Here is a 26,337-nt window from a genome sequence, read left to right as displayed (position 1 = left end):
GGGGATTTTGGGGAATTTTGCAAAGGTCTCGAGTAGCGTGGGCTTTTCCCACGAGATGAAAGCCAAAATGGATGCCCATTTGGCTGTTGTCTGATTTGGATTTTTAGATAGCGGATTTCGTGGGCGCAGCCCACGCTACGGGTTGGATTTCCAATTTAATTGAATAAAACCTGCGTTGATTGCATAAAAAATTGAATCCAAGGTCGTCTGAAAATCCCCAACCGCCACCACTCAAGCCGTATTCCTGTTTGCTGGGCATACGGCTTGTCGTTTCTGCCGGTTTATTTCTTCTGCCACGCTTGGCGGAGGTATTCGATGTGGTCGGGGAGGGCGTAGAAGGGGGTGTTGCCGTGGTTGGCGTTGGGGTAGAGGGTGAATTTTGCGTCTGCGCCGAGGTGTTGGAGGGTGCCGGCAAGCAGTTTGGCTTGGGCGACCATTTCCCTGCCGATTTGTTCGGGGCGGTTGCTGCGGCCTTCGTGTTCGCCGACGCTGATGCGGACGGCGGTGTCGGCGGGAAGGGCGGACGGTAGGAAGTCGAGGACGCGGCGGTTGTGCCACCAGACGGAGGGGGAGGCGAGCAGGTTGTGTTTGAAGCGGTCGGGGGCGGTGAAGAGGGAATAGAGTCCGAACAATGCGCCGAAGGAGTGTCCGAACAGGGCTTGTTCTTTGGGGTTGACGGGGTATTTGGCGGCAAGGGCCGGGGCGAGTTCGTGGTCGAGGAAGGCGGCGAAGCGGTCGGCTTGTCCGTATTGGCGGCGTTCTGCTTCGGTGGCGGTTTCGGGTAGGGGGGGGGTGTAGTCGAGGGCGCGTTGGGTCAGGTCGCGGACTTCGCCGTTGGGGTAGCCGATGCTGACGATGAGGCAGGCGGCGCGGCTTCGGGTCATTGGGTTGATGAGCAGGGATTGCGCCATGCTGAGGGCGGCGGGAAAGAAGGCGTCGCCGTCGAGGATATGGAGGACGGGATAGCCTTGCGGGGGCGGGTCGCCGACGGCGGCGGTTTGGATGCGGTAGCTGCGGCCGGTGTGCTCGGATCGGATGTGGGTTTCTTCGGCTTGCAGCAGGCGGGCGGCTTGCCAGTGTGCGGTGCGTGAGGTCATGGCGGGGTTGTCGGTTGTGTTGGTGGGGTGTGTTGTGTGTGTTATCGGGTTGGCGGATGTTTCAGACGACCTTTGGGCTATATCTGCTGTTTCTCTATGTCAAACATGAACATATAGTGGATTAAATTTAAATCAGGACAAGGCAACGAAGCCGCAGACATTACAAATAGTACGGCCAAGGCGAGGCAACGCCGTACTGGTTTAAAGTTAATCCACTATAAATGATAAAACCGGACAGGTGGTGTGCCCTGCCTGTCCGGTCTGTTTCCGTAATGTGTTGGTCTTCTGGTTTTTGGCGGTGATTTGTTTTCCTTTTGCTTTTCCCGTTTTTAGAAGTCGTAGCGGAGGTTTGCCATCAGGCTGCGCTCCGAGCCGGGAATGTTGAAGGTGTTCGCGCTGCCGACGCGGGCGTAGTAGTGGCGGTTGAAGATGTTGTCGGCGTTGATTTGCAGCTTCAGTTTGGGCGTGAAGCGGTATGCCGCCATGGCGTCGAAGGTGGCGTAGCCGCCTGCGCGCAGCCCTGCCGCTGAGGAGATGCTGCTCATCGCGTTCACGCCGCCGCCGAGGGTCAGCTTGGGCGTAACTTCATAAGTTGTCCACAGGTTTGCGCTGTGTTTGGGCATCAGCAGGAAGATGCCGTCGTCGCGCGAGTTGGCGGCGGTTTTGATTTGGCTGTGCAGATAGCTGTAACCTGCGTGGATTTGCCATTTCGGTGTAATCGCGCCGCTGATTTCGGTCTCAACGCCTTCCATCACGCGTTTGCCCGAGGCGGCGTAACGGGTGTTGCGGTTGTTCGGGTTCAGCGGTGCGGCGGCGTTTTTGTCTTTCAGGCGGTAGAGGGAGACGCGGGTGTTGAGGCGGTCGTCCATGTAGCTGCCTTTGTAGCCGACTTCAAACTGGTTGCCTTCGCGCGGTTTGAGCAGGTTGCCGCCGGTGCCGAGGCTGGTTTGCGGCGTGTAGAGTTGGGAGAAGCTGGCGTAGAGGCTGTTGTTGTCGTTCAAGTCGTAAACTGCGCCTGCGTAGCCGGTGAACTTGGTTTTGCTGGCTTTGTGCAACTCGTCGCCTTCGCCCGCTTCGATTTTGTAGTGTCCCAAACGCCAGCCGCCGATGAGTGACAGCCTGTCGACCGGATGGAAGACGGATTTGCCGTAAACACCGAATTCGTCAAGGTTTTCGGTAGCGACGGTATGGCTGTAACCGCGCGCGCCGGCACGGGCGTTCTGCATCAGGTTGACATAGGGAACGGAGTGGAAATCGCCCAAGGCAACATTACGCGCAACGGCTGCACGGCCTTGCTCGTTGGTGCTGCGCAGGCGGTTGTAGTCCGCGCCGACGACGAGTTCGTTTGCGGTGTTGCCCAAGGCAAACGGACGGCTGTAGCTTGCGTCAACCGCGAAGGCTTTTTGTTTGATTTCCGTGCCTAAGCCGACGACGTTTGCCTTATTGTCGGCAGAAAGTTTGTTGGCGGCGAAGGTGTAGTTGGAGTCGGCATCGCGGTCGGAATAGCGCATACCGATTTTGCCGTAGCCGCCGTCGTCAAAATAATGTTTCAAATCGGCGAACACGTCATGGCTGTTCATTTTGAATTTGTTCCAATCCGCGCCGACAAAGGTGTGGTTGGGCAGGGACAGCAAATTGCCGCTGCTGCCGACGGGCAGACCGTTGTACGGCGCGAGGTGGCGTTGCTGGTAGAGATAGCCTACGCCCAAAGTCGTGTCGGGGTTGATGTCCCAATCCGCCGCCGCGTAGAAGGTTTCGTGGTGGTTGTTTTTCTCGGCAGGACGGGGAGACGCGCCCGAAGTCTGCGCCATCACACGGCCGCGCACGCTGCCGTCGGTGTTCAGAGGTCCTGAAACGTCGGCTTCGGCTTTATATTGTTTGTGCGTACCGAACCCTGCCGCCACATGACCTTGGAACTCTTTGGTCGGGCGTTTGCGCACCAAATTCACAATACCGCCCATCTCGCCGCTGCTGTCGAACAAACCGCTCGGCCCGCGCATCACTTCGACGCGGTCGAAGGCAAACAGGTTGGGCAGCGTGCCGTTGATACTCTGCATCTGCGCGGGCAGACCGTCGATGTTGTATTCGCTGTATTCGTAACCGCGCGCATAAACCGAAGAGCGTCCGTCGTCATTGCTCAACACGCGCAGGCCCGGCGTTTTGCGTGCCAATTGGTCAAAGGTATCGACGTTGCGGTCTTTTACCTGCTGGTTGGTGATGATGCTGACGGATTGCGGAATTTCGCGTAAAGATGCGGGGATTTTTGTGCCGACAGTGGCGGCAAACGAGCTGTAATCGCCGTTTTTCTCGGTGGCAATCGCGTTATACGAACGCTGCCCCTGAACATGGACAGTATCCAGCTCGGCCGTTTCGGCGGCAAATACAGTGGAAGATAAAGCGGCCACAACGGCGGCAGCGGTCAAGTTGGGACGGAACATCAATTTCTCCGGTCTTTTACAAATGAGAATTGTTGTATTTTATATTTTTGATGGCTGACATTGTGGAAAAAAACTATCGTTTTCCCGACAATCTTTTGTGAATATGCGACAAGGTCGTCTGAAAACCTCAATTTGGGTTTCAGACGACCTTGTCGCAACTGCTTGAATCAGCTTGCCGATTCTACGCCATAAGGTTTGTTTGACGTTTTGATGGTCAGGGTCAGTACGGCGGCGATGGCGAGGAAGACGCCGGCGAAGGTCATGGCGTTGGACGGGTTTGCACCGAGGAAGGTGTCATAGATCCAACCGAAGGTAACGGTTTGGATCAGCATCGGAATCACAATCATCATGTTGACGATGCCCATATACACGCCGTAGCGTTCTTTCGGGATGGAGTGTACGACAATCATAAACGGCACGCCCATCATACTTGCCCAGCCGATACCGAAGCCGATCATCGGGGCGAACATCAGGTATTTATTGGTGATGTGCGGGATGGTTAAGAGGGCGAGCGATGCCAGGATAACGGCAAAGGCGTGGACATATTTCGCGGCATATTTACGCGCCATCCACATCAGTCCGAAGGCGGAAACAAAGGTTACGACATTGTAAAAACCGTTGACCAAACCGGTCCATGCCACTGCCTGTTCATAGGCAGCCTGGTCGGCAGATGTCGAACCCCAGACGGATTTGACGATACTGTGGGAGATGTATTGCCAGTAGATGAAGAGGGCGTACCATTGGAAGAGGTAAACGGAGGCAAGCTGCCACAGTGGGGTGGGCATTTCCTTAATGGCTGTGCCGATGTCTTTGACGGCGTGGACGGGGCCTCTGGGTTGGGCTTTGATTGCCGCCATTTCTTCGGGAGAAGGTTCGTGTTCGGGCGTGGACAATACGGTTACTAAAACAGAGCCGATGGAGCAGACGGCGCCGATATAGAACGAGCCGAATACCCAGTAGGGGATACCTGCTTCAGAAGTTTGTTGCAGCCAACCGATTTGTTGGAAGATGTAGAGCGATACGTTGGCAAGGGTAATGCCCAAGCCGGTGAACACGGACTGCATCAAAAAGCCGGTGGATTGTTGGTGTTCGGGGACGGTATCGGCGATGAAGGCGCGGAAGGGTTCCATGGCGGTGTTGTTGCTGATGTCCAAGAGCCACAGCAGCAATACGGCAACCCACAATGCGGTAACGTGCGGATAGATGAAGAGGCAGAGGCTGCAACCGATGGCTCCGATTAAGAAATACGGGCGGCGGCGTCCCAAGCCGGGAATCCAGGTGCGGTCGCTCATGGCACCGATAAGGGGTTGAACGAGCAAGCCGGTAATCGGACCTGCCATATTCAGAATAGGCAGTTGGCCGGGGTCGGCATGTAAGAAACTGAAAATCGGGTTGATGGCGGTTTGCTGCAAACCGAAGCTGTATTGGATGCCGAAGAAGCCGAAGTTCATCAGCATAATCTGGCGAAGCGTCATCGATACTTGTGGGGAAATCTTCATTTTGAAGCGACTCCTGGACTTTGTAAGAAGAAAACATGGAACAACAAACTGCGGGAAACACTGCATAGTTGAAGCGGTTGGGCCGCTTTCTTTATTCTTTGGCGTATCGTATTGATACGTTGCAAATGGATAGCGTGATGCGTTGTTTGTGTTTTCAGACGACCTTTTGTTGTCGTATTGTGTCTGCCTCATAAAGCAGACGTCGTCTGAAATAATGTTTTACTTCAATGCTGTAACCGACTGCCGCCAAATCGTTTCCCCTACAACCCGAACGGGCGGACGGACGGTTTCTTTGGTCTCGATAATGTCGAACAGGATTTCCGCCGCCAGCGCGCCCATGCGCATATAGGGCAGCTCGGTGCTGGTCAGCGGCGGGAACAGGGTTTCGGCAATTGCGCTGTGGTTGTCGTACCCTGCCACCGATACCTGCTCCGGAACGCGTACGCCGCGCGTCCTCAAAATGCCGTAAACGCGGACCGCCATTTCGTCGTTGCCGCAGCAAATGACCGTCGGCGGGTCGGCAAGTGACAACAGTTTCAACACTGCCGCAATCAAAGGCTCGCTGTCGTTGGCAAAGTCGGTGATGCCGGTTTGCACCAAGTCAGGATCGAACACCATGTCCGATTCATCCAAAGCGCGGCGGTAGCCCGCCAAACGCAGCCGCGTCGCTTCTGCGCCTGCCTGCAAGGTGATGTAGGCGATACGGCGGTGTCCGTGACGGATGATGTTGCGTACCAAATCGTATTGCCCGCGCTCGTCGTCCGGCAAAACCGACGGCGTACCCGCCGCGTCGAAACAGTTGACCAAAACCATCGGGCAGCGGTTGGGCATTTCGGGCAGGACGATTTCGCGGTGCGATTCGGTTACATACAAAATGCCTTCCGCGCGGTGTTCCATAAACGTCCTGACCAAAGGGTCGATTTGCTCGTAGCGGTTGTCCGTATCCGCAATCATCAGCGTTTTGCCCGCTTCGCGGATTTTCTGCTGGATGCCTTTGATTAAAAACATATCCGGCAGACCGTGTACCCCGCCGTATTCGCCCGTGCGCGAGATGGCGCCGGTAATCAGTCCGACCAAGTCCGAACGGTTCGACCGCATCACCCGCGCCGCCGAAGACGGGATATAACCCAAAGCCGCAATCGCTGTTTCGACTTTTGCACGGGTTTTATCGCTGACCGGCGCATCGCCGTTGATGACGCGGCTGACCGTTTTGGGTGAGACGCCCGCATAAGCAGCAACATCATAAATTGTAGCCATCTTACGACTCCCGCCTCATCCCTGTTTCATTTGATTACGAAGCATATCACACCTGACATCGGTGTCATACTAAAAATTTTAAAAAACCTTGATGAAAATCAAGCACATTGCTTGCATATTGCATACAATTCTTAACTAAATTGCTTACCCGTATCCGGCAAACCCGCGCCGTCTTGTTAAACTACATTAAACTACAAAAAAATCATTAAGTAGCGAACCAATCAGCCGCGGTACAATCTATAACTAAATCACATCCCGCCGAATGAGCGAACCCAATCCCGAAGGAAACCCGATGACCGCATTTACCGAAGCATGGCAAGCCCTTGAACAACACCGGCTCGACACACAACACCTCCACCTGCGCGACCGCTTCGCCGCCGAACCCGACCGCTTCGGCAATATGCACGAAACCCTCGACGGCCTCCTCTTCGATTACAGCAAAAACCGCCTCGGCGAAGACACTTTGCAACTTTTGTGCCGCCTTGCCGAAGCCTCGCCCCTTGCCGGACAAATGCACGCCATGCAAAACGGCGAAAAAATCAACCTCAGCGAACACCGCGCCGTCCTCCATACCGCCTTGCGCCTGCCGCCCGACGCCGCGCCCGTTTACGTTGACGGCGAAAACATCCTCCCCAAAATTCACCGCGAACTCGACCGCGCCCTCGCCTTCGCCGAATCACTCAACAACGGCAGCCACAGGGGCATCACCGACAAACCCATCACCGATTTCGTCCACATCGGCATAGGCGGCTCCGACCTCGGCCCCAGAATGTGTGTAGAAGCCCTCAAAGCCTACCGCCAAAACATCCGCGTCCACTTCGTCAGCAATTCAGACGACGCCGACATCAGCCGCACACTCGCCCACCTCAAGCCCGAAACCACCGTATTCAGCATTGCCAGCAAATCCTTCCGCACACCCGAAACCCTGCTCAACGCCTACGCCGCCCGCGCCTGGTATCGTGATGCAGGTTTGCCCGAATCCGGCATCTACCGCCACTTCTGCGCCATCTCCTCCGACGTTGCCGCCGCCCGAAACTTCGGCATCGCCCCCGACAACGTCTTCGCCATGTTCGACTGGGTCGGCGGACGCTATTCCGTCTGGTCAACCATCGGCCTGCCCGTCATGGTCGCCGTCGGCACAGACCGCTTCCGCGAACTCCTCGCCGGCGCGCACGCCATGGACACCCACTTCTTCCAAACCCCCTACCGCCGCAACATCCCCGTCCTCATGGCGCTCATCAGCATCTGGTACAACAACTTCCAGCACGCCGACGGACAAACCGCCGTCCCATACAGCCACAACCTGCGCCACCTCCCCTCGTGGCTCAACCAGCTCGACATGGAAAGCCTCGGCAAAAACCGCACCGCCGACGGTCGTCCCGTCCCCCACACCACAGGCGGCATCGTCTTCGGCGAAGAAGGTGTCAACTGCCAGCACGCCTATTTCCAACTCCTCCACCAAGGCACACGGCTCATCCCCTGCGACTTCATCGTCCCCATGACCACCGCCTACGGCATCAACCGCCAACACCGCTTCACCGTCGCCAACGCCTTCGCCCAAGCAGAAGCCCTGATGAAAGGCAAAACCCTCGAAGAAGCCCGCGCCGAGCTTGCCGACCTGCCCGAAGCCGAACGCGAACGCCTCGCCCCGCAAAAAGAATTCCCCGGCAACCGCCCGAGCAACAGCCTCCTCCTCAGCGCCACCGACCCCCGCCGCCTCGGCATGCTCATGGCGGCATACGAACACCGCACCTTCGTCCAAGGCGCAATTTGGGGCATCAACCCCTTCGACCAATGGGGCGTCGAATACGGTAAAGAACTCGCCAAAACCATCGAACCCGAACTCGAACGCGGCAACCCGCAGCACGACAGCTCCACCAACGGCCTCATCGCCTTCTACCGCGCCAGCCAAAACCGATAGGCAGTTCAAACATAAAAGGTCGTCTGAAAACCTACATCGGGTTTTCAGACGACCTTTTGCTCTGTTATGGGCAGAGTAACTCGGATGATGCTCATACTACGGCTGATTGTCGCGAGTGGAACGATTAATCTATACGTTTTAGCTGGCTTTTGTGGATATATCCTTGAATTGATACATTGTTACCGTCTTCGTTTTTTTCTGTGTAAGCCCCCTGATTGCTGTACCACAACCAGTCGCCTTTTCTGAAAGTTGGGGCAATCTGTACACGCGTTCCGTTTGGGAGTGTTTTGATGATTTCGCCTTGGCTGATCGGTTCTTCGGGGTAGCTGTTGTTACGGACGTTTGCCGATCCGTCAGGGCTGGCGACAACATAATTGTGCACGATAAAACCTTGGCTTTGATGGACGTAGCCTGTACGGATTCCATCTAATTGAATATGAAACCATTTACCCTGTTTCCTGAGTATTTTGTGTTTTCTGCTTTCATAATTCAGTACCGTCATGATTTTGCTGCGTGTATCAGGAGCAACACGAACGTTTGCAGAGCCATCGCATTCGGTATGAGGCAAAAAGTAATCAGCGGCTTTGGCTGCTGCCGACGACAGTAAAACCGTTAAAAACAGTGCCATTTTCTTCATGGTTGGTTTTCCTTATATGTTTAGAGTGCGTTTGCTGTGGCGGTAAATTGTGTTGCCGTGCAGCTTTTGACGCTGAATACGTCCGCCTGCTTATCCGAACTTCACTTCTGCCCCGAATACTTCCTGCCACAGTTTTCGCACATTGCCGTAGTGAGTCAGCAATTCGTCCGTTACTTCGGTTTTTTCCGCGTCGCGCAGTTTGGTGTTGTGTTGCTGCTGGCGGTAGAAGCGGTAGGCGGTGCGGCTTTGTTCGGCGAGGGTTTTGTCGATGAGGCCGCAGTCGGCGGCGATGTTCAAGAGGGCGATGTTGCCGTAGTTGTCGAGGAGTTGCGGATATTTTCGGGCATGGGCAAGGATGAGGTATTGGACGATAAATTCGACGTCGACCACGCCGCCGCGTGCGTATTTGACGTTGCTGTCAACCGGCGGATGGGTAGGGAACATTTTTTCGCGCATTTCGATGATTTCGCCTGCCAAGGCGGTTTGGTCGCGTTCGGCGGTGAGGATTTCGGTGCGGATGCGGTCGAAGGCTGTCTGAATTTCGGGTGTGCCGCAGATGAAGCGGGCGCGGGTGAGGGACTGGTGTTCCCACGTCCATGCGTTTTCGCGCTGGTATTTTTCGAAGGCGGCGATGCTGTGGGCGAGGAAGCCGGCGTCGCCGTTGGGGCGCAGGCGCAGGTCGGTTTCGTAGAGGCTGCCTGCGCCGGTGGCGGCGGAAAGCCAGTTGGTCAGGCGGCGGGCGAGGCGGCTGTACGCGTCGCCTGCGTCGGGATGGGGGTCGTCGTAGAGATAGACGAGGTCGAGGTCGGAGGCGTAGCCGAGTTCTTTGCCGCCGAGTTTGCCGTAGCCGACGACGGCGAATTGCGGGGTGTCGCGGTGTTTTTTGGGCATGTCCGCCCACGCGCACGGCAGGGCGGCGGCGAGGATGGTGTCGGCGAGGGCGGAAAGTTGGTCGGAGAGGGATTCTACCGTCCACAGTCCGGCGAGGTCTTGGACGGCGAGGCGGAAGACTTGGGCGTGCTGGAAGCGGCGCAGGGTGTCCATTTGCGCTTCGGTGTCGCCGCCGCAGGCTTTGAGGTCGTCTGAAAGGGCGGCGGCGAGGGCTTGCCAGTCGAACGCGGTATCCAAAAGCTGCGCGCTGATGAGTTCGTCCAGCAGAATCGGATATTTGCTCAGATACGCCGCCACCCATGAGCTTTGGCCCATAATCTGCGCCAGCTGCGCCAGGGTTTGCGGATGTTCGTTGAGGAAGGCGAGATAGGCGGAACGGCGGCTGATGTTTTCGAGGAAGTCAAACAGCCGCATCAACGTATCGGTCGGGTTGGGTTGCGCTGCCGCCGCCTGTACGAACAGCGGCACAATGGCGTCAAAACGCGGCTGGGCGTGTGCGGAAAGGTGGCGGTATTTATGACCGTGCCGGATTTGGTCGAGCCTTGCAGCGATGGTTTCGGCATCGAACCCGTGTTCTTTCAGACGACCTTGCCGCTCTTCTTCGTCAGGCTTTTCCTGCCATGCCCATTGCCATTCGCTGTTGTCCTGTGTTTGCTCTTCGGGTTCGCTCAAAATTTCATTGAACAACTGATTGACCTTGTTCCGATGAATGTTGAGGTCGTCTGAAAAGGCGGCGTAGCTGTCGAAGCCCATGCTTTCGGCGAGCAGTTGCTGCTGTTCGGGCGAGGAGGGCAGGGTTTGGGTTTGCTGGTCGTCCCAGTATTGCAGGCGGTGTTCGACGTCGCGCAGGAAGCGGTAGGCGGCAAGCAGGGTTTCGACGTTTTCAGACGGTATGATGCCCAGCTCGGCAAGTTTTTTCAGCGTTTCCTGCGTGCCTTTCAGTTGCAGCGCGCGCATTTGTCCGCCGCGTATCATCTGAAAAATCTGGGCGATAAATTCGACTTCGCGGATGCCGCCTGCGCCGAGTTTGATGTTGTCCGCCATGCCTTTTTTGCTGACTTCGCTGCGGATTTGGCGGTGGAGGTTGCGCATCGCTTCATACGCGCTGTAATCCAGATATTTGCGGAACACAAAGGGGCGCACCAGCGATTTGATGTCGTTTGGATGCGGCGTAACCACGCGGCCTTTGCACCACGCATAGCGTTCCCATTCGCGCCCCTGCGTAATCAGGTATTGCTCCAGCGCGGTTTCGCTCAATACCAGCGCGCCCGAATCGCCGTCCGGCCGCAGCCGCATATCGACGCGGAACACCTGCCCGTCGGCGGTGATGTCGTTCAGCAGCGCAATCAGTTTCTGCCCGACTTTGGTGAAAAACTCCTGATTGCCGCGTTCGCGCCTGCCGTCGGTATCGCCCGATTCGGGATAGATGAAAATCAAATCGATGTCGGAAGACACGTTCAACTCATAGCCGCCCGCCTTGCCCATCGCCACCACGCTCAAATGCTGCGGCGATTTGGTATAACGCCCGATCGGTGTGCCGTACATATCCTGATAATAGGCGTAGGCGAAATCCAGCGCGGTATTGACGGCAAAATCGGCAAACAGCGTAATCGTGCGGGTTACTTCGTTCAAATCGCTGATGCGGTTTATATCGCGCACGATAATCTGCGACACCACATAACGGCGCAACTCGCGCAACTGCCGCGCCAATTCTTCATCGTTTTCTTCCGCGCGGATTTGGTCCCAATCGGCAAAGGCTTGGAAATCCGCTTCGGTTAAAACCTTGTCCAACATGGGCAGGAAAATTTCGGGCTTGAGTTTGCCGTTGTCGAGCTGGCGGGCGAGGAACAGGGAATGGCGGCGGGCGGTGTCGAGGCGGTTGTCGGACATTTTGGATTCCGTTTGGAAGGATGACGGGAGTGGGATAGTGGATTCACTTTAAATCAGGACAAAGCGAGGCAATGCCGTACCGGTTTAAAGTCAAGCCACTATATCATAGCAATCTTGGAGGTCGTCTGAAACAGTAAAACACCTTTCAGACGACCTTTGCAAAAGCTGACGGCAAAGCGTTTACATGGCAAAATACCGCCTGTTTGCAGGTCATCCGAATTTTTCAGACGACCTTTTACCCTCTTCAAAAGGAATCCCCATGTCTTTGCAAAACATCATTGAAACCGCCTTTGAAAACCGTGCGGACATCACCCCGACCACCGTTACCCCCGAAGGCAAAGAAGCCGTGTTGGAAACCATCCGCCAACTCGATTCAGGCAAATTGCGCGTTGCCGAACGCTTGGGCGTGGGCGAATGGAAAGTCAACGAATGGGCGAAAAAAGCCGTATTGCTGTCGTTCCGCATTCAAGACAACGAAGTCCTCAACGACGGCGTAAACAAATACTTCGACAAAGTGCCGACCAAGTTTGCCGACTGGTCTGAAGACGAGTTCCGCGCCGCCGGTTTCCGCGCCGTACCCGGTGCCGTTGCGCGTCGCGGCAGCTTTGTTGCCAAAAACGTCGTGCTGATGCCGTCTTATGTCAACATCGGCGCATACGTTGACGAAGGCGCGATGGTCGATACTTGGGCGACCGTCGGCTCTTGCGCCCAAATCGGTAAAAATGTCCACTTGAGCGGCGGCGTCGGCATCGGCGGCGTACTCGAACCCCTGCAGGCCAGTCCGACCATCATTGAAGACAACTGCTTCATCGGCGCGCGTTCCGAAATCGTCGAAGGCGTGATTGTCGAAGAAGGCAGCGTGATTTCCATGGGCGTGTTCATCGGACAATCCACCAAAATCTTCGACCGCACTACCGGCGAAATCTACCAAGGCCGCGTACCGGCAGGCTCGGTTGTCGTGTCCGGCAGCATGCCTTCCAAAGACGGCAGCCACAGCCTCTACTGCGCCGTTATCGTCAAACGCGTAGACGCGCAAACCCGCGCCAAAACCAGCGTCAACGAATTGCTGCGCGGTATTTAACCGGCGAACAGAAAAGGGGAGGTCGTCTGAAACAGCCCGAAACATAAACGGGCTTCAGGCAAACGGTTTCCCTGTTTGAATAGAAAAAGGTCGTCTGAAAAACCGGATTTCGGGTTTTCAGACGACCTCTTTATTTACGGTATGCAGCGATATTGCGTTGTATGACTTAAGATAGAGAAGTCGAAAAATATAATTTAAAACAATATATTATCCTGTTTTTCTAGAATTGTTGTATGCAATCGCGTATAATTCTGCGATTAATTTGTTTAACGGTCGTATCAGACGCATGCCGTCTGAAACCGGATACAGGAGCCCAATTACCATGATGACCTTATATTCAGGCATTACCTGCCCGTTCAGCCAACGCTGCCGTTTCGTGTTGTACGAAAAAGGCATGGATTTTGAAATCAAAGATGTCGATATTTTCAACAAGCCCGAAGACCTTGCCGTAATGAATCCGTACAATCAAGTGCCTGTTTTGGTTGAACGCGACCTCATCTTGCACGAGTCCAACATCATCAACGAATATATCGACGAACGTTTCCCGCATCCGCAACTGATGCCCGGCGATCCCGTGATGCGCGGACGCGGGCGTTTGGTGTTGTTCCGCATGGAAAAAGAATTGTTCAACTTCGTCCATGTTTTGGAAAACCCCAACGCGACCAACAAAGAACAGGCTAAAGCGCGCGAAGCCATCGGTAACGGGCTGACAATGCTGGCTCCTGCTTTTGCGAAGAGCAAATACATCCTCGGCGAAGATTTTTCTATGATTGACGTAGCGCTGTCTCCTTTGTTGTGGCGGCTTGATCATTACGACATCAAACTCGGCAAATCCGCCGCACCTTTGTTGAAATACGCCGAGCGCATTTTCCAACGCGAGGCTTTCATCGAAGCACTGACGCCCGCCGAAAAAGCCATGCGCCGATAAGCTTCCGAAAGGAGATACCATGACGACTTCGACCAAGCCCTATCTGCTTCGTGCCTTATATGAATGGTGTATCGATAATAGCCAAACGCCGCATCTGGTCGTTTGGGTTAACGAACATACCCGCGTACCCATGCAATATGTCCGCGACAATGAAATTGTACTGAATATCGGCCCGGCCGCCAGCCATAATCTGAATATCGATAACGATTGGATCAGCTTTTCCGCCCGTTTCGGCGGCGTGGCGCACGATATTTGGATTCCCGTTGGTCATGTCATAAGCATCTTTTCACGCGAAAGCGGGGAGGGGATGGGGTTCGAAGTCGAGCCTTACGAGGCGGATGCTTCCGGTAAGGAGGCGCAGCAGGAGCCGGCGGCAGATAAGCCAACTGACGGAGAGCCCGCCAAGTCAGGCAAGGTATTGAAGTTCGTCAAATAAAATGAAAGGTCGTCTGAAAGTAGATTTCAGACGACCTTTTTACTCATATGCATGATCTTTCAGGTTGGGTTCTTTAGAGGAAATTACGTTATCCGTTTGCCCAAGATAACCACATCCGCTTCAAATGTTTCCAAATCGCACACTGCGGGCAATCTGCCCCATTCTTGAAAACCGAACGAGTGGAAAAGATGCAGGCTGGGGTGGTTGTGTCCGAAAATCACGGCCAAAACATTTTTAATACCCAAGGAGGGCGCGCGCTCCAACATATTGCGCAGCAGGATTTTACCCACGCCGACCCCGCGCATATTGTGTCGGACATAAATACTGATTTCCGCACTGATGTGATACGCGTGGCGCGGATAATAATCGCTGAAGCTGCCCCATGCCAGCAATTCGCCGCTATGGTTTTTCAAGACATAAAGCGGACGTTTGCCGGAATGTGCTTCAAACCAAGGCTTGCGGGTTTCGATGCTGACGGGCGATAAATCGGCGGTAGATTGGCGCGCTTCAATCGTACTGTTGTAGATTTCGACAATGTCGGGCAGGTCTTCTGTTTTCGCTAGAGTAATCGTATATTCCATTTTCAGGCGACCTGACGGCTATTGGATGAGTTTGGAAATGGTTTTAAAGGCAGGATGTTTCGCATCACCCATCAGGTTGAATAATAGGCTCTCAACGTTGGATACGGCGGCTCCGGCAGTAAGCATCTGCTGCAAGGCATTGTCTTTGTTAAGCGCGTTTCTGGAGGTGGTGCATTCGTAAGGAATGTGGACGCGGATATTGTGCTTGAGCAAGTCCAAGGTCGTCTGAAGCATACAGATGTGCGCTTCCACACCGATTAAGATGATGTTTTCGATTTGTTTCTCTTTCAGAATAGCCATGACTTCGGGTGATGCGGCGGAAAAACGGGTCTTTTCAAATATCGGCGTATTGTGCAGAAGCAGGGATATGGCGGGAGTCGTTTTACCCAAACCCTTCGGATATTGTTCCGTTGCTGCAAACGGTATGTTTAGAGCCGACAAGCCTTGCAGCAGGATGCGGCAATGTTCGACCATTTGTTCGCTGCCGTGCAATGCGGGCAGCAGGCGTTCTTGAATATCGACAATCAGGCAAAGCGTATTTTCCGTGTTCATTTGGATTTCCTTTCAGACGACCTTGGGAAGAGGTTGTTTGTGTATATGCTGCATCAAAACGGTAAAAGTACTTAAAGTCTGTTTATTTTAAGAAAAACAAGAGGGAGAGGTAAGACGGTCGGTCAAACTGTTCTGTATTATACAGAGGCCTTTCTAAGGAAAGCCAATTAAAACAACTTGCATATCACACGGAGGTAATACTATGGGATGGATCGTTACGATTATTATCGGTTTCATCATTGGTGCTTTGGCAAAATTCCTGCATCCGGGTAAGGAAAATTTCGGATTCATTATGACGACTCTGTTGGGTATTGGCGGGTCGGCGTTGGCAGGATTTGTGGGGCAAAAATTAGGTTGGTATCACGTGGGTGAACCTGCCGGATGGATTGCCTCAACCATTTTCGCCGTAATCATTTTGGCGGTTTATACACGGTTTTTGAAAAACCGCTAATCTGATATAGATGATTAAAGCAGGCCGGAATATCGGTCTGTATTTAGGATTGAAATGGAAAAGCCCTTGTTGTTATTTCCTGTACAAGCGGGAACGGCAACTTGGGCTTTTTGGTTTGAACTTTGTATATTTGAAAGAAAAATGGGAGTATAGATAATGGAACAATATAAAAAGCAAAAGACCTGCATATTTTATGCAGGTCTTTTATTTTGGGGTGGCTGATGGGGCTCGAACCCACGACAACTGGAATCACAATCCAGGGCTCTACCAACTGAGCTACAGCCACCGTAAAACTAAAATTTTGGCACGCCCGACAGGAATCGAACCTGTAACCCCCGACTTAGAAGGTCGGTGCTCTATCCGGTTGAGCTACGGGCGCTCATGCCGATTCGTGCTAAAGCATTATTGGTCGGGGCGGTGGGATTCGAACTCACGACCCTCTGCTCCCAAAGCAGATGCGCTAACCGGGCTGCGCTACGCCCCGACTTGAAGAGTGAAACTATACAGATAGGTTTGTAAAAGGTCAACTGTATTTTTAAGTTTGTTTTTATTTCTTGTCCTATCTTTTTATTTTTTATTAAGATTTATTTTTATGAGTATGCCAGGGAATAGAATGAGAATATGAGTTTGAATGTGCAGGAATGTGGTTTTACGGGATGTGTCAAACCGGTTTAAAAATGCGATAATCGCCGATATTGTTCATTTTGATTGGGAAGGAAGGTTTATGGCTGCACAATTAATCAACGGTAAAGAGGTGTCGGTCAAAAGATTGGCAAAAGTTGCCGAAGCAGTGGTAAAGCGTCAGGAAGATGGTTTGCGCGAACCTTGTTTGGCGGTCATTCTGGTGGGTAATGATCCTGCCAGTGCGGTATATGTCCGCAATAAAAAGCTGGCTTGCGAAAAATGCGGTATCCGTTCTTTGTCTTATGAGCTGCCCGAATCGACTTCCCAAGAAGAGTTGTTGGATTTGGTCGGGCGGTTGAATGAGGATGATGCTGTGGACGGTATTTTGGTGCAGCTTCCGTTGCCGGCACATATCGACAGTCAGGCCGTTCTGGAAAATATTGTTCCACATAAAGATGTGGACGGCTTCCATCCTTACAATATAGGACGGCTGGTGGTGAAAATGCCGCTGATGCGGCCATGTACGCCCAAAGGCGTAATGACGCTTTTGGAAGAATACGGGGTCGATCCAAAAGGGAAAAAAGCGGTTGTTGTCGGTGCTTCAAATATTGTAGGCAGGCCCCAGGCTTTGGAACTATTGTTGGCACGCGCGACGGTAACGGTATGCCACAGTGCGACGCAGAATCTTGCTGATGAAGTGGCTGCGGCGGATATTTTGGTCGTCGGCGTGGGTATCCCGAATTTTGTTAAAGGCAGTTGGATTAAGCCCGGTGCGGTTGTGATTGATGTCGGTATCAACCGTTTGGAAGATGGCAGTTTGTGCGGTGATGTGGAGTTTGATGTGGCAAAGGAACGGGCGGGTATGATTACCCCTGTTCCCGGCGGCGTCGGTCCGATGACGATTGCGACGCTTTTGGAAAATACCTTGCACGCGGCTGCACTGCATGACTGAATGATATAAACTGTTATGGAAAAGCCGAGCCGGAATACACGGGAGGGGTACGGTATCCCGCGTGTTCCGGCTTGGCTTTTTGATGTCGTGGTCAAGGTCGTCTGAAATCAGTCGGTATATTATTGTCCCTTACGATTTCAGACGACCTTTTTTTATTTTTTCAACAGGTGCAGCAGATATTGGCCGTATTGGTTTTTTGCCATCGGGCGGGCGAGTTCTTCCAAACGCTCGTCTGAAAGCCAGCCGTTGCGCCAGGCGATTTCTTCGAGACAGGCGACTTGCAGGTCTTGGATGTTTTGCACGGTTTGGACGAATGAGGCGGCCTCGTGCAGACTTTCATGCGTACCGGTGTCCAACCATGCAAAGCCACGCCCCAAAAGCTGGACGGACAATGAACCGTCGTCAAGATACATTTGGTTGAGCGTGCTGATTTCGAGTTCGCCGCGTGCGGACGGTTTGACTTGTTTCGCAAACTCGACGACGCGGTTGTCGTAGAAATATAAGCCTGTTACCGCCCAGTCGGATTTGGGCTGTTTCGGTTTTTCTTCGATGGATAAGGCGTTGAAGTTTTCGTCAAATTCAACGACGCCGAAACGTTCGGGGTCTTTGACTTGGTAGCCGAACACGGTGGCACCGTGTTTTTTAGAAGCAGCCTGTTTCAGAGTTTGGGTAAACGACTGACCGTAGAAAATATTGTCGCCCAAGACCAAGCAGACGTTGTCGTTGCCGATAAATTCTTCGCCGATGATGAATGCTTGCGCCAAGCCGTCGGGGCTGGGCTGCTCGGCGTAGCTGATGGAGATGCCGAAATCGCTGCCGTCGCCGAGCAGTCGTCTGAAAGACGGGTTGTCTTCGGGGGTGGTAATAACCAAGATTTCGCGTATTCCTGCCAGCATCAATACGGACAGGGGGTAGTAGATCATGGGTTTGTCGTACACGGGCAGAAGCTGTTTGGATACGCCGCGCGTGATGGGGTAGAGGCGTGTGCCGCTGCCGCCGGCAAGGATGATGCCTTTCATAAGTTTCTCCTGAAGTGATGTATTTTGATTTTCAGACGACCTCCCTGACTTAGAAGGTCGTCTGAAAACTTATTTTTCTGTTCCTAAGCGTTCCAAACGGTAGCTGCCGTTCAATACATTTTGCCACCAGGTTTTATTGTCCAAATACCATTGCACCGTTTTGCGGATGCCGGATTCGAACGTTTCCTGCGGTTTCCAGCCCAGTTCCCTACCGATTTTGGCGGCGTCGATGGCGTAGCGCACGTCATGGCCGGGGCGGTCTTGCACGAAGGTAATCAAATCTTCGTAACGCGCCACGCCGGCTGGTTTTTCGGGAACGAGTTCTTCCAGCAGGGCGCAGATGGTTTTAACCACCTCGATATTGGCCTTTTCATTGTGTCCGCCGATATTGTAGGTTTCGCCGACGACGCCTTCGGTAACAACCTGATACAGCGCGCGGGCGTGGTCTTCGACAAACAGCCAGTCGCGGATTTGCATCCCATCGCCGTACACGGGCAGCGGTTTGCCGTCGAGCGCGTTCAGAATCATTAACGGAATGAGTTTTTCGGGGAAGTGATACGGACCGTAGTTGTTCGAACAGTTGGTTACGATGGTCGGCAGACCGTAGGTGCGCAGCCATGCACGCACGAGATGGTCGCTGGATGCCTTGGATGCGGAATAGGGGCTGGACGGTGCATAGGGTGTGGTTTCGGTAAACAAATCGTCCGTACCGTGCAAGTCGCCATAAACTTCATCGGTGGAAATATGGTGGAAACGGAAGGCTTCGCGTTTTTCAGACGACATCTGTTGCCAATAGGCGCGCGCAGCTTCAAGCAGGTTGAACGTGCCGACGATGTTGGTTTGGATAAATTCGCCTGCTGAATCGATAGAGCGGTCAACATGACTTTCCGCTGCCAAGTGCATCACGGCATCGGGCTGGTGTTGTGCAAACACGCGGTCAAGTTCGGCACGATCACAAATGTCCACTTTCTCAAAAGCGTAACGGGGACTGTCGGCTACATCGGTCAGAGATTCGAGATTGCCCGCGTAAGTTAATTTGTCGAGGTTGATGACGGAATCTTGGGTATTTTGGATGATGTGGCGGACAACTGCCGAGCCGATAAAGCCCGCACCGCCGGTAACGAGGATTTTTTTCATGGGATGGGTCTGAGATACAGTACAGCTTTGAATTATAACTGTATATATATTTTTTGTATCTTGGGTGTCAATTAATATCACGGCATTATTTTGATATTTCGGTATATCATTTCATTTAACTCTAAGAATATCATGAAGATATTTTCTATGATTATTTTGGTGTACCTTAAACGCTTTACTATAATTTAATTTCAGCAGCATGAATCCCAACAGTCCAGCCATCTTAAATCCGTAATTAGGTCTTCCCCTTAAAAGACAATCGAATTTTGCATCGTCTCTGAATGAAAGTTTGTATAAAATGCTATTGGCAATATTGAAAAAGAAATTATTAAAATAAATTTTGTCTGTCAAAACCCTTTTATTAATCTACTACAATAAAATCATTATGAAACACACACCTATACCTTATGAACGTCAGGAAATCATTCGGCGTGAACGTGAGTTAGCTAAATATGCCAATACTATGGATAGTTTGTTTTGCATTCCTTTTACCAAACAAGGAATCGGCGTTGATGCCATATTGTCGCTGATTCCTTTTGTCGGGGATATTGCCGGGCTTTTGTTGACGATGAAGGCTTTTCGAATGGGGAGGGAGTTGGGCGTGCCAGAACATAAAATGCGTCCTGCCGTATATCTTGCTTTTGCCGATATGGTGCTTGGCATGATTCCTGTTGTCGGTACGCTTATCGATATTTTCTTGCAACCAAGCCGCCGTACTTTGAAAGTCATCAATGAACATGTGCGCAGTGAGTATGGCATCGACTACGACATACATTTGGAGCGTCCGTTTATGCACGCGGCTTTGGAGAAGAAACAACAAAAATCAGACTTTTGGCGCAAACCTGTTGCGGCTTGGTTTTATCTGCATATGCCTGATTTTTTTGGTTTGATTGTGTTGGTTTTGATGGGTTGGATAACGGTTGCAGTAAGTAAATGGGCATGGAGCGGTATGGCTTATCTGTTTCACGCTGTTGCCGGTTGGTTTTGAATGTTTGTGATTTGAATGGAGATATATAGCAGGTTAAGTTTAAATCAATATTGCGTTGCAATGTCTCAGTATAGAGAGAATGGCTCTCTAAGTATGAGCGTACCAAGTTGACTGGTTTCGTACGGTCTATACTATCCGCGATTTTGTCCTAATTTAAATTTAACCCGCTATATCTAAAACCTACGTTTAGGTTTTACTTCCTAAATGTGCAGACAATACAAAGTGCAAACTTAATTGATGTCCAAACGTTCCATACGGTAGCGCATGGAGCGGAAGCTGATGCCTAAAAGCTTGGCTGCCTGAGTGCGGTTGTAACGGGTTTGCTGCAACGCTTGTTCGATAATGCCGCGCTCGATTTGGTCAAGGTAATCTTGAATCTGCATGGTGCGCGGGTCAAACGGCGGAAGCGGCTGGTGATCCAAAGTTTCGCCTTTTCGTGTTTCTGAATCGGCGATGTCGTCAAGGCTGAGGTTTGGATGGTCGTTTTTGGGCGTCGTCGTGTTTTGGATTTGCAAATCATCCAGCTGGATAACTTGTCCGACAGTCAGGGCGACGGCGCGTTCGAGGATGTTTTCGAGTTCGCGGAAGTTACCGGGATAGCTGTAATGCAGCAGGGCTTCTTGCGCTTTGGGACTGAGTTTGTAGGTTTGCGTACCGTGGCGGTGTTTGTAGAGCAGGTACAGAATCAGCGCGCCCAAGTCTTCACGCATTTCGCGCAGGGGCGGCATGTGCAGGGTAACGACGTTGAGGCGGTAATATAAGTCTTGACGGAATGCGCCGCTATCAACAAGGGCTTCAAGGTTTTTATGGGTGGCGCAGATGATGCGGACATCGACGAAAGTTTCGCGGGCATCACCGATGCGGCGCACGGCTTTTTCTTGGATGGCGCGCAGGAGTTTGACTTGCATGGCTAGCGGCAAGTCGGCAACTTCGTCAAGGAATAGCGTGCCGCCGTCGGCGTGTTGGAAGAAGCCGAGACGGTCTTGGTCGGCGCCGGTAAAGCTGCCTTTTTTGTAGCCGAAGAATTCGCTTTCCATCAGATTTTCAGGAATCGCGCCACAGTTGACTGCGATAAAAGGCTTGTCGGCGCGATCGGACAATTCGTGGATGGTACGCGCAGCCTGTTCTTTACCGGTACCCGATTCGCCGGAAATATAAACGGGCACGCCGCTGCGGGCGAGGCGGCGGATCAGGTGGCGGACTTCGACCATTTGGGGCGAACTGCCGAGCAGCCGCGGCATATCTTCTTCGCCGCCCAATTCTGGAACGTCTTCGTTTGCACGCATGGCGATTTCGCCGGTGGCAAAGCGTTCTTTCATGGAACGCAGGCTTTCGGGCACGGAGACAGAACCGCTCAAGTCGCGTTTGGGCGGTTTGGGCGGGGTTTTAGGCTTGTTGAATGCGGCTGCGACAGGCGCGGACGGTTTTTCGGTTGGCGGCTGGGCAATTTCGTCCGTGCTGTTGGAAACAGAAACGGCAGATTTAACCAACGAGCGAAGTTGGGAAAGGGTAATCGGCTTTTGCAGGTAGTCGAACGCGCCCGCATTAAGCGCTTCAACCGCTTGGTCGGCATTACCGAAAGCGGTAATGACGGCGACAGGGGTGTCGAGCATGAGTTCGTCTATGTATTGGACGACTTCGAGACCTGAGCCGTCGGGCATCCGCATATCGGTCAAGACGAGGGAATAGTCGTTGTTGTCGAGCTTGTCTTTGGCATCTTCTACGCCGACGGCGGTCTGCACGCGCAGTCCCATCTTCATCAGCGTCATTTCCATCAAGTCACGGATGTCGGCCTCGTCGTCGACGACCAATACTGGGTCTTGCAGCTTACTCATTGTGTTCTCTCGGTAAAATCAGTTCGAATCCGTTCATTTCGGGGTGGTAATGGAGTTGGCCCATATTGGCGTGCGCCAATTCGCGGGCAACGTACAACCCCAATCCTGTACCTTGTTTTTCAGTGGTGTAGAACGGCTCGAAGAGATGGTTGCGGACTTCGGGCGAAATGCCTTTGCCGTTATCGGCAACGACGATGGAAATATGCATCCTGCCGCTGGGGCGGATCAGGACGGTAATCGCATTCTCGTCCTGACGGCTGTGCCGCCATGCGTTATTGCAGAGGTTCCACATGATTTGTTGGATGTGCATCACATCAGCGAGGACGGTAAGGTTGTTGCCGTCCATGTTCATGCGCAGGCAGCCGATAGCGTCGGAATTGTTGAGCGTGAACTCTTGTTTGAAGTCGAGCCAGAATTTCATCAGGTTGATCGGCTCGCGGCTGATGTTGTCGCGCTTGTTGAGCAGGGAGATGTCTTCCAACATTTTGTCGATGCGCTGGATGTTGCTGTCGATAATGCCGCAAAGCTTGGCTTTAACGGGATCGGGTTCGGTATCGTCATCACTTTCTTGCAGCAAATCGCTGGCATGACGGATGGCGGACATCGGATTGCGGATTTCGTGGGCGAGGTTCGCGGTAAGCTGTCCGAGCGAGGTGAGCTTGGTGGACATGGCCTCTGCCGCGACTTCGCGCAGCGAACGGACATACAGCATGAGCAGTTCCGTCTGTTCCTGAATCAGCGGGACGGCGCGGACGTGCATGGCGTGTTGGAAGATGTGGATATCGGTTTCAAACGGTTTGTCGGGATGATATTGCCAGCGTGTAACCAATTCGCCGAACACGACTTCCTGCTGGTCAACCACCAAACCGGGGAAATAGGTTTTTGCCTGTTTGTTGAAAAGCCAGACGCGCTGGGTGCTGTCGATAACGATAACGGCTTCCTGCACGCGGTTGAGAACGAGGCGGTTCAACCCGCTGATGCGGCGGTAGGCAAGCTGATGGCGGCTGGCGGATTCGGTCGCCTGCTCCAGATAGCGGGCGGCGAACGAAGTCAGCATGGCAACAAGGTAACACGCGCCGCAGAGCAGGACCGTAGTAATCAGGGGTTGTGTATCCCAATCAAACGGATGCAGGCGGATGCTGCCGTCAAGCAGCAGATTGAAGAAGAACAGCATAGACGCGTAGCCTGCGTACAGCATGGGGTAATGCCCGTAGCTGAGGAGGCAGGACGTCGCGACGAAAGGAAGGACAAGGATGCCGAAGCCCGAATCGACTCCGCCGGCGATATACACCAGTATCATCATCATCGAAATATCGACGACTGCACTGGCATTGGGCAAATCCAAAGTCTGCCATTGCCAGTCCGGACGGGCGACGGATAACAAGATGAGGAAAGAATACAGCGCTGCCCAGCTGTAAAATTCGACGGGGGGGAATGACATGCCGATATGGGTGCCATTGCTGTAAACGCCGAAAGCATGCATAACCAACAGCGGCAGCACGATGGCAATGCGGGCAATATTGATTAAACCGGGTATCCGCTCGCTCAGGTTTCCCAGTTCCTGAAAGCCGGACTTACTCATATCCGCAACCCTTTTTGTTTATTTTTATCATTATTAGTACCTGTTTTTGAAATCGTTCTGCGACATTGCCGCAGATGGTCGTAAATATTTTTTTAATTTTGTCAGCATAACATAAAACGACCGTGTTTTCTAGGTTTTCAATGTGTTACCGCGCCTTTTGTTGTTTATGCGAAGGCAGCGGACAAGGTTTTCAGACGACCTGAGATGTCCAAAACCTTCCCTTTTTTGCCGCGCTTGCCGTCGATATCGCAAATGCGCAATTTTTCCTGATGCGCCGCACCGCGCTTACCGACGGTTTCGACGATAAATTCCGCAGCCGTGGTCACGAGGACGTGTTCCAGCGATGCGCCGTCGGTCAGTGACATCAACTGTAAACCCCGCCCTTTGGGCATGACTTTGAGTTCGCCGATGGAAAACGCCAAGAGGCGGTGGTCGCTGCTGGCCAGTACGATTTTACAGTCGGGATTGATGAGCGAGGAAGCATAGACGGCAATCGGCGGCAGGACGGTTTCGCCACTGTCCACAGTCATCACCACTTTGCCCGCTTTCACGCGCCCGACCATGTCGCCCAGCTTGGCGATGAAGCCGTAACCGCCGCTGCCTGAGAGCAGGTAGTGCTGTTCGGGCTGGCCGGTGAGCATGGCGACGGGTTTCGCGCCGTTTTGCAGCTCGATTAACGATGAAACCGGCACGCCGTCGCCGCGTCCGCCTGGGATTTCGGCGGCATCGAGCGTGTAGGTTCTGCCCAATGAATCCAGGATGACGACGGGCAAAACGGTGCGGCCTTCAAGGGTTTGTTTGAGGCGGTCGCCTTCTTTGAAGGCGGTTTGGCTCAAATCAAGGTTGTGCCCGGCACGGCTGCGTATCCAGCCTTTTTCCGACAGAATCAGCGTAATGGGTTCGTCGGCGGTGGTTTGCGTCAGCACGGCGCGTCCGGCTTCTTCCACCAGCGTGCGGCGCGCGTCGCCGAACTGTTTCATGTCCGCTTGCATCTCTTTGATAATCAGCTTGCGTTTTTCGTTTTCGTCACCCAAAAGGATATTCAGACGGCCTTGTTCTTCACGCAACTCGTTCAATTCTTTTTCGAGTTTGAAACCTTCCAAACGTGCCAACTGACGCAGGCGGATTTCCAAAATGTCTTCGGCTTGGATTTCGGTCAGCCCGAACGCCGCCATCAAATCGGTTTTCGGGTCGTCTGATTCGCGGATGACTTTAATCACTTCGTCGATGTGCAGAAAGACTTTCAGACGACCTTCAAGGATGTGCAGCCGTTTTTCCACTTGGTTCAAACGGAATTTCAGACGACGTGTTACGGTAACGACGCGGAAATCCAACCATTCCTGCAAAATCGTTTTCAGGTTTTTCTGCGCGGGACGGTTGTCCAGCCCCATCATCACCAAGTTCATGGACACATTGCCTTCCAGTGAAGTTTGCGCCATCAGCGTGTTGATGAAGGTATCGGTATCGATGCGGCTGGATTTCGGTTCGAACACCAGACGCACGGGATGTTCACCGTCAGACTCGTCGCGCACGCGGTCGATTAAATCCAGCATTAGCTTTTTGGTGTTGAGCTGGTCTTGGTTGAGCTGTTTTTTGCCTGCTTTCGGTTTCGGGTTGGTCTGTTCTTCGATTTCGGCAAGGATTTTGGCGGAGTTGGCGTTCGGCGGCAGCTCGGTCACAATCACGCGCCATTGCCCGCGCGCCAGCTTCTCGATTTCGTAACGCGCACGCACACGCACGCTGCCTTTGCCGGTTTCGTAAATCCGGCGCAATTCGTCCGCCGGCGTGATGATTTGACCGCCGCCGGCAAAATCGGGCGCGGGGACGTACTGCATCAGGTCGGCGGTTTCCAGCGTCGGTTTCTTCAACAGAGCAATCGCCGCCTGCGTGACTTCGTTCAAATTGTGCGACGGAATTTCGGTCGCCATGCCTACCGCGATGCCCGACGCGCCGTTGAGCAACACCATAGGCAGACGGGCGGGCAGGTGCAGCGGTTCGTCAAACGCGCCGTCGTAGTTCGGCACGAAATCCACCGTCCCCTGATTGATTTCGGACAACAGCAATTCCGCAATCGGCGTCAGCCGCGCTTCGGTGTAACGCATCGCCGCCGCCCCGTCGCCGTCGCGCGAACCGAAGTTACCGATGCCGTCGATTAAGGGGTAGCGTAAGGTAAAATCCTGCGCCATCCGCACCATCGCCTCATAGGCGGAACTGTCGCCGTGCGGGTGGTATTTACCCAAAATCTCGCCGACCACGCGCGCCGATTTCACCGGCTTCGCCCCCGCCGTCAAACCCATATCGCGCATGGCAAACAAAATGCGCCGCTGTACGGGCTTCTGGCCGTCTGAAACTTCAGGCAGCGCGCGGCCTTTGACCACGCTCATGGCGTATTCGAGATAGGCGCGTTCGGCGTACTGACCTAATAGCAGGTAGTCTTCGCCGACGGGGGATGGGACGGAAACGTGTTCGTTCATAAGGAAGCTGGAAATAAAGGTAAAGGGCGATATTGTAAAGTATAGTGGATTAACTTTAAACCAGTAC

20 protein-coding genes and 3 tRNA genes are annotated in these 26,337 nt (G+C 53.2%); 7 read left to right on the top strand and 16 right to left on the bottom strand.

Going from position 1 to position 26,337, the window contains the following annotated elements; all coding sequences use genetic code 11:
- Positions 1-281 precede the first annotated feature (281 nt).
- The 4 genes from HMPREF3066_RS08160 to HMPREF3066_RS08145 form a co-directional block, all read right to left on the bottom strand.
- Positions 282-1,097, bottom strand: coding sequence for an alpha/beta hydrolase (locus HMPREF3066_RS08160; protein WP_070441958.1), 816 nt, complete (start codon positions 1,095-1,097; stop codon positions 282-284).
- Between the two features lie 329 nt (positions 1,098-1,426).
- Positions 1,427-3,535, bottom strand: a complete 2,109-nt coding sequence (locus HMPREF3066_RS08155; protein ID WP_070441954.1) for a TonB-dependent siderophore receptor — start codon at positions 3,533-3,535, stop codon at positions 1,427-1,429.
- A 167-nt stretch (positions 3,536-3,702) separates the two neighbouring features.
- Positions 3,703-5,034, bottom strand: coding sequence for an MFS transporter (locus tag HMPREF3066_RS08150; protein ID WP_070441951.1), 1,332 nt, complete (start codon positions 5,032-5,034; stop codon positions 3,703-3,705).
- 219 nt (positions 5,035-5,253) lie between these two features.
- Positions 5,254-6,291 (bottom strand): LacI family DNA-binding transcriptional regulator, encoded by a 1,038-nt coding sequence (locus tag HMPREF3066_RS08145; RefSeq protein ID WP_016686965.1) that lies wholly within the window; start codon positions 6,289-6,291, stop codon positions 5,254-5,256.
- 292 nt (positions 6,292-6,583) lie between these two features.
- On the opposite strand from HMPREF3066_RS08145, the gene pgi reads away from it, so the two are divergent.
- Positions 6,584-8,212, top strand: a complete 1,629-nt coding sequence (pgi, locus tag HMPREF3066_RS08140) for a glucose-6-phosphate isomerase (protein WP_060975444.1) — start codon at positions 6,584-6,586, stop codon at positions 8,210-8,212.
- Between the two features lie 124 nt (positions 8,213-8,336).
- Here pgi and HMPREF3066_RS08135 read toward each other — a convergent pair whose 3' ends face one another.
- Together HMPREF3066_RS08135 and glnE are read right to left on the bottom strand one after the other, a co-directional pair.
- Complete coding sequence (locus HMPREF3066_RS08135) at positions 8,337-8,849, bottom strand: SH3 domain-containing protein (RefSeq protein WP_039407626.1); 513 nt, start codon at positions 8,847-8,849, stop codon at positions 8,337-8,339.
- A gap of 90 nt (positions 8,850-8,939) precedes the next feature.
- Positions 8,940-11,630 carry a bifunctional [glutamate--ammonia ligase]-adenylyl-L-tyrosine phosphorylase/[glutamate--ammonia-ligase] adenylyltransferase gene (gene glnE / locus HMPREF3066_RS08130; protein WP_070441948.1) on the bottom strand — a complete coding sequence of 897 codons (2,691 nt, stop codon included), beginning with the start codon at positions 11,628-11,630 and terminating at the stop codon, positions 8,940-8,942.
- Between the two features lie 259 nt (positions 11,631-11,889).
- Here glnE and dapD point away from each other — a divergent pair, with 259 nt between their 5' ends.
- The 3 genes from dapD to HMPREF3066_RS08115 all read left to right on the top strand — a co-directional run bounded on the left by dapD (position 11,890) and on the right by HMPREF3066_RS08115 (position 14,075).
- The gene (gene dapD, locus HMPREF3066_RS08125) at positions 11,890-12,711 is read left to right on the top strand and encodes a 2,3,4,5-tetrahydropyridine-2,6-dicarboxylate N-succinyltransferase (RefSeq protein WP_070441945.1); all 822 of its coding nucleotides are present in this window, start codon (positions 11,890-11,892) and stop codon (positions 12,709-12,711) included.
- A gap of 322 nt (positions 12,712-13,033) precedes the next feature.
- The gene (locus HMPREF3066_RS08120; RefSeq protein WP_016686519.1) at positions 13,034-13,639 is read left to right on the top strand and encodes a glutathione S-transferase N-terminal domain-containing protein; all 606 of its coding nucleotides are present in this window, start codon (positions 13,034-13,036) and stop codon (positions 13,637-13,639) included.
- 19 nt (positions 13,640-13,658) lie between these two features.
- Positions 13,659-14,075 (top strand): ClpXP protease specificity-enhancing factor, encoded by a 417-nt coding sequence (locus HMPREF3066_RS08115; protein ID WP_060975446.1) that lies wholly within the window; start codon positions 13,659-13,661, stop codon positions 14,073-14,075.
- Positions 14,076-14,158: 83 nt separating this feature from the next.
- Here HMPREF3066_RS08115 and HMPREF3066_RS08110 read toward each other — a convergent pair whose 3' ends face one another.
- Both HMPREF3066_RS08110 and HMPREF3066_RS08105 read right to left on the bottom strand, forming a co-directional pair.
- On the bottom strand, positions 14,159-14,656 hold the full coding sequence (locus tag HMPREF3066_RS08110; protein WP_003743715.1) for a GNAT family N-acetyltransferase: 498 nt from the start codon (positions 14,654-14,656) through the stop codon (positions 14,159-14,161).
- Positions 14,657-14,674: 18 nt separating this feature from the next.
- Positions 14,675-15,208, bottom strand: coding sequence for an isochorismatase family protein (locus HMPREF3066_RS08105; protein ID WP_070441941.1), 534 nt, complete (start codon positions 15,206-15,208; stop codon positions 14,675-14,677).
- Between the two features lie 202 nt (positions 15,209-15,410).
- Between HMPREF3066_RS08105 and HMPREF3066_RS08100 the strand changes: the two genes are divergently transcribed.
- Entirely contained in the window at positions 15,411-15,659 is a 249-nt protein-coding gene (locus tag HMPREF3066_RS08100; protein ID WP_039408441.1) for a GlsB/YeaQ/YmgE family stress response membrane protein, read from the top strand.
- Positions 15,660-15,869: 210 nt separating this feature from the next.
- On the opposite strand, the gene HMPREF3066_RS08095 is transcribed toward HMPREF3066_RS08100, so the two are convergent.
- The 3 genes from HMPREF3066_RS08095 to HMPREF3066_RS08085 all read right to left on the bottom strand — a co-directional run bounded on the left by HMPREF3066_RS08095 (position 15,870) and on the right by HMPREF3066_RS08085 (position 16,143).
- Positions 15,870-15,945: transfer RNA gene (locus HMPREF3066_RS08095), tRNA-His, on the bottom strand.
- A 16-nt stretch (positions 15,946-15,961) separates the two neighbouring features.
- Positions 15,962-16,038: transfer RNA gene (locus HMPREF3066_RS08090), tRNA-Arg, on the bottom strand.
- Positions 16,039-16,065: 27 nt separating this feature from the next.
- Positions 16,066-16,143, bottom strand: a tRNA-Pro gene (locus HMPREF3066_RS08085).
- A 240-nt stretch (positions 16,144-16,383) separates the two neighbouring features.
- On the opposite strand from HMPREF3066_RS08085, the gene folD reads away from it, so the two are divergent.
- Complete coding sequence (gene folD / locus HMPREF3066_RS08080; protein WP_039856158.1) at positions 16,384-17,235, top strand: bifunctional methylenetetrahydrofolate dehydrogenase/methenyltetrahydrofolate cyclohydrolase FolD; 852 nt, start codon at positions 16,384-16,386, stop codon at positions 17,233-17,235.
- Positions 17,236-17,387: 152 nt separating this feature from the next.
- Here the strand turns inward: folD and rfbA are convergent, their stop codons facing one another.
- Both rfbA and rffG read right to left on the bottom strand, forming a co-directional pair.
- Positions 17,388-18,254 (bottom strand): glucose-1-phosphate thymidylyltransferase RfbA, encoded by an 867-nt coding sequence (gene rfbA, locus HMPREF3066_RS08075; RefSeq protein WP_070441938.1) that lies wholly within the window; start codon positions 18,252-18,254, stop codon positions 17,388-17,390.
- A gap of 69 nt (positions 18,255-18,323) precedes the next feature.
- Positions 18,324-19,391, bottom strand: a complete 1,068-nt coding sequence (gene rffG / locus HMPREF3066_RS08070) for a dTDP-glucose 4,6-dehydratase (RefSeq protein WP_070441935.1) — start codon at positions 19,389-19,391, stop codon at positions 18,324-18,326.
- Positions 19,392-19,776: 385 nt separating this feature from the next.
- Between rffG and HMPREF3066_RS08065 the strand changes: the two genes are divergently transcribed.
- Entirely contained in the window at positions 19,777-20,379 is a 603-nt protein-coding gene (locus HMPREF3066_RS08065; protein WP_070441961.1) for a DUF4112 domain-containing protein, read from the top strand.
- Positions 20,380-20,609: 230 nt separating this feature from the next.
- On the opposite strand, the gene HMPREF3066_RS08060 is transcribed toward HMPREF3066_RS08065, so the two are convergent.
- From HMPREF3066_RS08060 to parC, 3 genes are all read right to left on the bottom strand, one after another.
- Positions 20,610-22,214 carry a sigma-54-dependent transcriptional regulator gene (locus tag HMPREF3066_RS08060; RefSeq protein ID WP_003765325.1) on the bottom strand — a complete coding sequence of 535 codons (1,605 nt, stop codon included), beginning with the start codon at positions 22,212-22,214 and terminating at the stop codon, positions 20,610-20,612.
- A complete protein-coding gene (locus HMPREF3066_RS08055) occupies positions 22,207-23,796 on the bottom strand; it encodes a sensor histidine kinase (RefSeq protein ID WP_070441932.1) in 1,590 nt (529 codons plus the stop codon). The genes HMPREF3066_RS08060 and HMPREF3066_RS08055 overlap by 8 nt, the downstream gene beginning before the upstream one ends.
- 164 nt (positions 23,797-23,960) lie before the next feature.
- Entirely contained in the window at positions 23,961-26,270 is a 2,310-nt protein-coding gene (gene parC, locus HMPREF3066_RS08050; RefSeq protein WP_070441929.1) for a DNA topoisomerase IV subunit A, read from the bottom strand.
- Positions 26,271-26,337: the final 67 nt, after the last annotated feature.

Origin of the sequence: Neisseria sp. HMSC03D10 (assembly GCF_001807625.1) — a bacterium.
In the GTDB taxonomy this organism is placed as follows: Bacteria; Pseudomonadota; Gammaproteobacteria; order Burkholderiales; family Neisseriaceae; genus Neisseria; species Neisseria mucosa.
Note: the sequence above shows the minus strand (reverse complement) of the source record. Positions and strands in the feature narration are given on the sequence as shown.